A 6,385-nucleotide genomic window follows, 5' to 3' on the forward strand; every position below is an offset into this window, starting at 1 on the left:
TGCCGAACACCGGCACCCAGTTGGCGGGATTTTCAGCAGCGGCGCCGGTCGGCGGAGCAGCGGTTTCCAGGGTCGCCTGCACGCTCACTTCATCCGGCGAGAAGCCCTTGACCTTGGCAACCTTGGTGGCGTCGACCAGGCTCGGGATCACGTCCGGGCCAACGTAGCCAACGCGGCCGTCAACGGCGTACACCGCGTTGTACAGCGAGGTGCCACCGGTAGCCGGAGCGGCGATGAAGTTCGACGGAACGCTGGTGAACAGGTTGGCGAAGGTCGACTGCACCGAGAACGCCGGCACGCCACCGGTCAACTTCAGGTTGGTGCCCGACACGTCAGCCGGCTGGCAGGCGGTGGTCAGGAAGCGGGTCAGCAGTTCGCTGGTGCCGCTGCTCTCGCCGCGGTAGACGACCTGGATGGCACCAGTGCGGCCCAGGCCCGCCAGCTGGTTCCAGTTGGTGACCTTGCCCGAGAAGATGCCGCAGATCTGGGCAACCGACAGGTCAACCGCCGAACCGGCCTTGTTGAACGGAATGGTGACCGAGGTGGCGACCGAGGGGATCTGCACCAGCGCGCCGTAGCGGTTGGCATCGGTGGAGACGTTGTAGGTGCTGTTGTAGGTGCTCAGCTCGGTGCCGCTCAGCACCGAGTCGCTGCCGGCGAAATGCACGGTACCGGTGGTCGAGAACAGCGCCGAGTTGTTTTCCAGGAAGGCCTTCTTGCCAGTGCCCGAACCGGTCACGGCGTAGCTGAAGTTGGCCGGCAGGATGCTGTCGGTCTGGCCCTTGTAAAGGTCGGCCGGCAGCGAGGCGCCGCCACCGGTGACAGCGGTCTGGGCCGAAGCGGCACCAGCAGTGGCGAGCAGCGCGGTAGCAACCAGCGCGGCCAGGGTCTTGTACTTGTTCATGATCTTCTCCTGAAGGGTTTACTGCGAAGGTGAAACACCAAGGGAGGAACGGTCACTACACGCCTGCTGCCGCCGAGGGCCTCCCAGCCCACTCTGCGGCGACAGGGACATGCTGGTCGTCGCCGATGACAGGCCGCTTAAGAAACCTGTGGAAGATCGAAAAAAGGTGTGGAGGATTGTGTGGAGAAACCGGGCATCAGTAGATCCACGCCATGCGTGGATGCACGTCATTGCACCAACTGGTTCATTTCCATGATCGGCATCAGCACGGCCAGCACGATGGTCAGCACCACGCCCCCCATCACCAGGATCATCGTGGGCTCCAGCAATGCAGTGAGTGCCATCGCGCGGCGTTCGATCTCGCGCGAGATGGTCTGTGCAGCGCGGTCGAGCAACGGTGCCAATGAACCGGTCTTCTCGCCACTGGCCACCAGATGCACCAGGATCGGCGGATACACTTTCTGCACCTTCAGCGCAGCGCCAAGCGAAGTACCTTCGCGCACGCGTGCGGCCACATCATCGGCACAGCGCGCCAGCAGCGCATTGCCCAGTGTCTGTCGTGCGGCATCCAGTGCACGCAGCAAAGGCACACCGGCATCAAGCAGGATCGCCAGTGTCGATGCGAAGCGAGCGCTGTTCACGCCCAGCACGAAACGGCCCACCATCGGTACGCGCAACAGCAGGCTGTCCCAGCGCAGGCGCAGATCCGGCCGCCGCAATGCCAGCCGCCAGCCCACCACGAGTGCGCCGACGCCTATCCCCGTCCATACGCCCCACGCGCGTACGAAAGCACTGGCCGCCAGCATCACCTGGGTCAGCATCGGCAGCGTCTGCCGCGCCTGCACGAATGCAGTCACCACCTGGGGCACCACGTAGCTGAGCAGGAAGATCACGATCGCCACTGATACCAGGCTGATCGCTGCCGGGTAGATGAACGCCGTCAGCACCTTCGCCTGCAGCGCGTTGCGCTCTTCGATGTAGTCGGCCAGGCGCTCCATCACCCGTGCCAGATCGCCGGAATCCTCACCGGCGCCCACCAGGGCACGATAGATCCCAGGGAAATCGCGCGGCCGCGCCGACAGCGCCACGGTCAGCCGCTGACCGGCGCGCACGTCGGCACGCACTGCGGTGAGCGCCTGCGCAACGTGCGGGCGTTCGGCCTGCTCGATCACCGCGCTCAGCGCGCTTTCCAGCGGCAGGCTGGCGGCCAGCAGACTGGCCAGTTGCCGTGTGGCCCAGGCCAGTTCGCTGGCCGACAGCCTGCGCGTGCCCCAGCCACTGCCGGCATTGCGTGCGGCTGACACCTGTACCGGTGTCAGCCCACGCCCACGCAGTTGCTGGCGCACGCCGCGCGCACTGTCGGCGTCCAGCTGCCCTTTCTCGATGCGCCCCTGTGCGTCGGCGGCCTGGTAATCGAACAGTGCCATGCGCGCCTCAGTCGTCGCCGGTCACGCGCAGGATCTCCTCCAGCGTGGTCACCCCGCTGTCGACCCAGCGCTGCCCGTCCTGACGCAGGGTGCGCATGCCGGCACGCCGCGCGGCCTCGCGCAGCGCGGGTTCGCCCTGCCCTTCATGGATCAACGCGCGCACGCGCTCATCCACCACGAACAGTTCATGGATGCCGGTGCGCCCGCGGTAGCCGCTGTTCGCGCAGGCGGAGCAGCCTACGGCCCGCCACACGGTGCGCCCCTCGGTATCGAGCTCGGCACGCCGACACTGCAGGCACAGCCTGCGCACCAGCCGCTGCGCCAGCACACCGCGCAGCGATGAGGCCAGCAGGAACGGTTCCACGCCCATGTCGGCCAGTCGGGTCACCGCCGAAATCGCATCGTTGGTATGCAGCGATGCCAGCACGCCATGACCAGTCAGCGACGACTGCACCGCGATCTGCGCCGTTTCCAGGTCGCGGATCTCACCGATCATGATGGTGTCCGGATCCTGGCGCAGGATCGCGCGCAATGCCGTGCCGAAGCTCATGCCGATGCGCGCGTTGACCTGGATCTGGCCGATGCCGGCGAAATCGTACTCCACCGGATCTTCCACCGTGAGGATGTTGCTGGTGCTGCTGTCGAGCTGCCCCAGTGCCGCATACAGCGAGGTGGTCTTGCCACTGCCGGTCGGCCCGGTCACCAGCACGATGCCGTGCGGCTGGCGGATCAACCCGGTGAAGGTGGCCAGCGTATCGTCGGCCATGCCCAGACGCTGCAGCTGCAGTCGCCCGGCGTCTTTTTCCAGCAGGCGCAGCACCGCGCGCTCGCCATGTCCGGTCGGCACCGTGGACACGCGGATGTCGAGTGGTCGGCCGCCCACACGGATGGCGATGCGCCCATCCTGCGGCAGGCGCTTCTCGGCGATATCCAGGTGGGCCATGATCTTGATGCGCGATACCAGGGCCGCATGCAGCGCACGCCGTGGCTGCACCATGTCACGCAGGGTGCCATCGACGCGGTAGCGCACCACCGAATGCGTTTCGAAAGGTTCGATGTGCAGGTCGCTGGCGCCATCGCGCGCGGCCTGCGCCAGCAGCGCGTTGATCATGCGGATCACCGGCGCGTCGTCCTGCGCGTCCAGCAGATCGGTCACCTCGGGCATGTCCTGCATCAGCCGGTCGAGATCGACTTCACTTTCGGCCGCACCGACCACCGCAGCAGCATCGCCACCGTCACGATACTGTTCGCCCAACCGCTGCTGCCAGACCGCCGCATCCAGCATCTGGAACGGTACTGGTCCGTGCCGACGGCGCAGCTCGGCCACCGCCCAAGCAGCGGTCTCGGCGGTGCCCAGCAGGACCGGCGCGCCACCTGCTTCGGTCAGCATCACTCCGTGGCTGCGCACCCAGGCATACGGCAGCAGTGGCAACGGCACGGGCGTGCTCATGGGCCGATGACCAGTTCCGGGGTGTAGCCCAACCCGCGCAGCTGCTGCAGCGCCGGGTCGAGCGTGGCCGGGTCGCGCGCCACCCGCACCCGCAGACGCTGTCCCGTTTCACCCGGCGTGGTCTCGGCATAGGCCTGCAGGCCAAGCGCGCGCACCTGTGCCACGGCCTGGGTCGCACGCGCCGCATCCAGCCCCTGCGCGAACTGCACCACCTGCACATTGCCCTCGCTGGCCGGATACAACGCCGCAAGGCTGCCGTTCTGCGACGGCTGGCCCTGGCCATCACGCGCATTGCCCTGGCCAAGCACCGACAGGTCCTGCGGCGGCAGCTGCGGTGCCGACAGCGCCGGCAACGCCCAGCTCTGTACCGGCTGCGCAGCGGCCTGTGCATTGCGCATGTAGTCGTAGCGGTCGCGGGTCAGGCGCTGTCCGGCGGCCGGGTCGCGCACCACGTGCGGGCGCAGGAACACCATCAGGTTGGTCTTGGCCCGCTTGCGCGTGTCGCTGCGGAACAGCGCGCCCAGCACAGGGATCTTGCCCAGCCCCGGCACGGCATCACGGCCATGGCTGACGCTGTCTTCCAGCAGGCCGCCCAGCACCATGATCTGGCCGTCATCGAGCAGCACGCTGGTATCCAGCGCCCGCTTGTTGGTGATGATGCCGGCGCTGCCCGAGCTCTGCGCATCGATGCTGCTGACTTCCTGGTAGATGTCCAGCTTCACCGTGCCGCCCTCGGAAATCTGCGGGCGCACCCGCAGCTTCAGGCCCACGTCCTCGCGTTCGATGGTCTGGAACGGGTTGTTGCTGCCACCGCCACCGTCTGTCACATAGCGACCACTGACGAAGGGCACGGTCTGCCCGACCATGATGCTTGCCGCCTCATTGTCCAGCGTCATCAGGTTCGGCGTGGAGAGGATGTTGGCGCCGCCTTTGCTCTGCAGGGCATTGGCCAGCGCCTTCATGTTGAGGATCTGGCCGACACCGGGCAGGTTGATGGTGCCGTCGATCACGCCGATGTTCAGGCCGTCCTTCGGCAGTACATCCAGCGTGGTGCGCGCAGTGGTGCTGATGCCACTGCCACCGGTGGTACCGCCGAAGTGGGTGCCACCGAACGTGCGGCCGTTGCCCAGCATCCATTGCACGCCAAGTTCAGCGGCATCGGTCTGGTTGACCTCCACGATCAAACTCTCCACCAGTACCTGCGCCCGACGCTGGTCGAGCTGGTCGATCACCCGCCGCAGGTTGCGGTAGACCGGCTCCGGAGCGGAAATAAGCAAGGTGTTGGTGGCGATGTCAGCCTGCACCGAGATGCCGTTCTGGCTGAAACCGCTGCTGCCGGCATCGATAGGTTCGCGACGACCCGGGTCAAGCCGTGGCGATTCCAGCGCATTGCCCTTGCTCTTGCCCTGTGCGGGTTGCGCCGGCGTGCTGGCGTTGCGGCTGGTCTCGCCCGGCAATGCGGTGATGCCATCGGTGCTGCCCATCGCCGGCGCATCGCTCTGCCCTGCCACCACGCCACGCAGCACCCCGGCCAGCTGGGTGGCCTGCGCATTGCGCAGGTACACCACATGCAGGTTGCCGGACTCGTCCTGGGCCTTGTCCAGCTTCTCCACCAGCTGCCGCGCCAGGCGCGTGCGGCCCGGGCTGCTGGAGCGCAGCAGCACGCTGTTGCTGCGCGGGTCGGCCATCACCACCACCTTCTGCGCCGGCTCCGCGCCCTGCGCATCCAGCAATGGTGCGACCATCGCCGCCACGTCCACGGCAATACCCTGCTGCAGCTTGACCACGTCGGTGTCCATGCCGGCCGGCGTATCCACGCTGGCGATCACCCGCGCGATGCGCTCCAGGTTGTCGGCGTAGTCGGTGATGACCAGCGTGTTGTTGCCCGGGTTCGCGGTGATCGGATTGTCCGCGGTGATCATCGGCCGCAGCACCGCCACCAGCGCCGCTGCGCTCTCGTAGCGCAGTGCAAACGTGCGTGTGGTTATCTCGCCTCCCGCGCCGCCAGCACCAACACGACCGCCCAGCAGCTTGGCATCGGCCTGTGGCACCACCCGGCTGACGCCTCCACTTTCGACCACGGCAAAGCCGCGCATGCGCAATGCACCCAGCAGCAGCTGGTAAGCCTGCACACGGCTGACCGGCCCATCGGAGACAACGGTCATCTTGCCGGTCACCCGTGGGTCGACCAGGAACTGGCGGCCGGTGAAGCGCGCCGCCATGCGCAGCACCCCACCGATGTCGGTGTCCACCAGGTTCAGCTGCACCGGTTCGCCACTGGCGTCCTGCGCCTGCACCGCTGCCGGAAGATGGGCCAGGCCCACCACCAGTGCCAGTATCACGCTGCAGCCCAGGCTGCGCATCGCCTTCATGGATGGCCACCGCCATTGGCGGCCATCACGATGTTTCCGGAAATCCGTGCCGCCGGCATGTTCGCGTCCCCTGTGCGTTGCAGTTGCAGTTGCTGCAGTTCGATGGCCGGGTCGGCCAGCAAGGGCAGCAGCCAGTTCCAGAGCGCATCGGCGGGAACATTGCGCACCTGCAGGTGCCAGCGCCCGTCACACGTTTCGATATGCAGGCTGCCGGCCAGGCCGGCAGCGGTGT

Annotated in this window: 4 protein-coding genes and 1 pseudogene; all 5 read right to left on the reverse strand. The window is 67.0% G+C overall.

The window, feature by feature from the left end; all coding sequences use genetic code 11:
* The coding region (locus DBR20_RS13300; RefSeq protein ID WP_258223355.1) for a substrate-binding domain-containing protein at nucleotides 1-904 on the reverse strand (904 nt) is incomplete at its 3' end.
* 227 nt (nucleotides 905-1,131) lie between these two features.
* Nucleotides 1,132-2,331: a type II secretion system inner membrane protein GspF gene (gspF, locus tag DBR20_RS13305; protein WP_108266510.1), complete on the reverse strand. Its 1,200-nt coding sequence runs from the start codon at nucleotides 2,329-2,331 to the stop codon at nucleotides 1,132-1,134.
* Between the two features lie 7 nt (nucleotides 2,332-2,338).
* Complete coding sequence (gene gspE, locus DBR20_RS13310) at nucleotides 2,339-3,781, reverse strand: type II secretion system ATPase GspE (RefSeq protein WP_108266511.1); 1,443 nt, start codon at nucleotides 3,779-3,781, stop codon at nucleotides 2,339-2,341.
* Nucleotides 3,778-6,153 (reverse strand): type II secretion system secretin GspD, encoded by a 2,376-nt coding sequence (gene gspD, locus DBR20_RS13315; protein ID WP_108266512.1) that lies wholly within the window; start codon nucleotides 6,151-6,153, stop codon nucleotides 3,778-3,780. The genes gspE and gspD overlap by 4 nt, the downstream gene beginning before the upstream one ends.
* Nucleotides 6,150-6,385, reverse strand: a pseudogene (locus DBR20_RS13320) (type II secretion system protein GspM); the annotation flags it as partial. The gene gspD and the pseudogene DBR20_RS13320, both read right to left, overlap by 4 nt.

The sequence above is a fragment of the Stenotrophomonas sp. HMWF023 genome (genome assembly GCF_003060985.1).
GTDB lineage: Bacteria > Pseudomonadota > Gammaproteobacteria > Xanthomonadales > Xanthomonadaceae > Stenotrophomonas > Stenotrophomonas lactitubi.

Coding starts and splice junctions, on each gene's coding strand:
- gspF (WP_108266510.1), bottom strand. CDS start 2,331: ATGGCACTGTTCGATTACCAGGCCGCCGACGCACAGGGGCGCATCGAG.
- gspE (WP_108266511.1), bottom strand. CDS start 3,781: ATGAGCACGCCCGTGCCGTTGCCACTGCTGCCGTATGCCTGGGTGCGC.
- gspD (WP_108266512.1), bottom strand. CDS start 6,153: ATGAAGGCGATGCGCAGCCTGGGCTGCAGCGTGATACTGGCACTGGTG.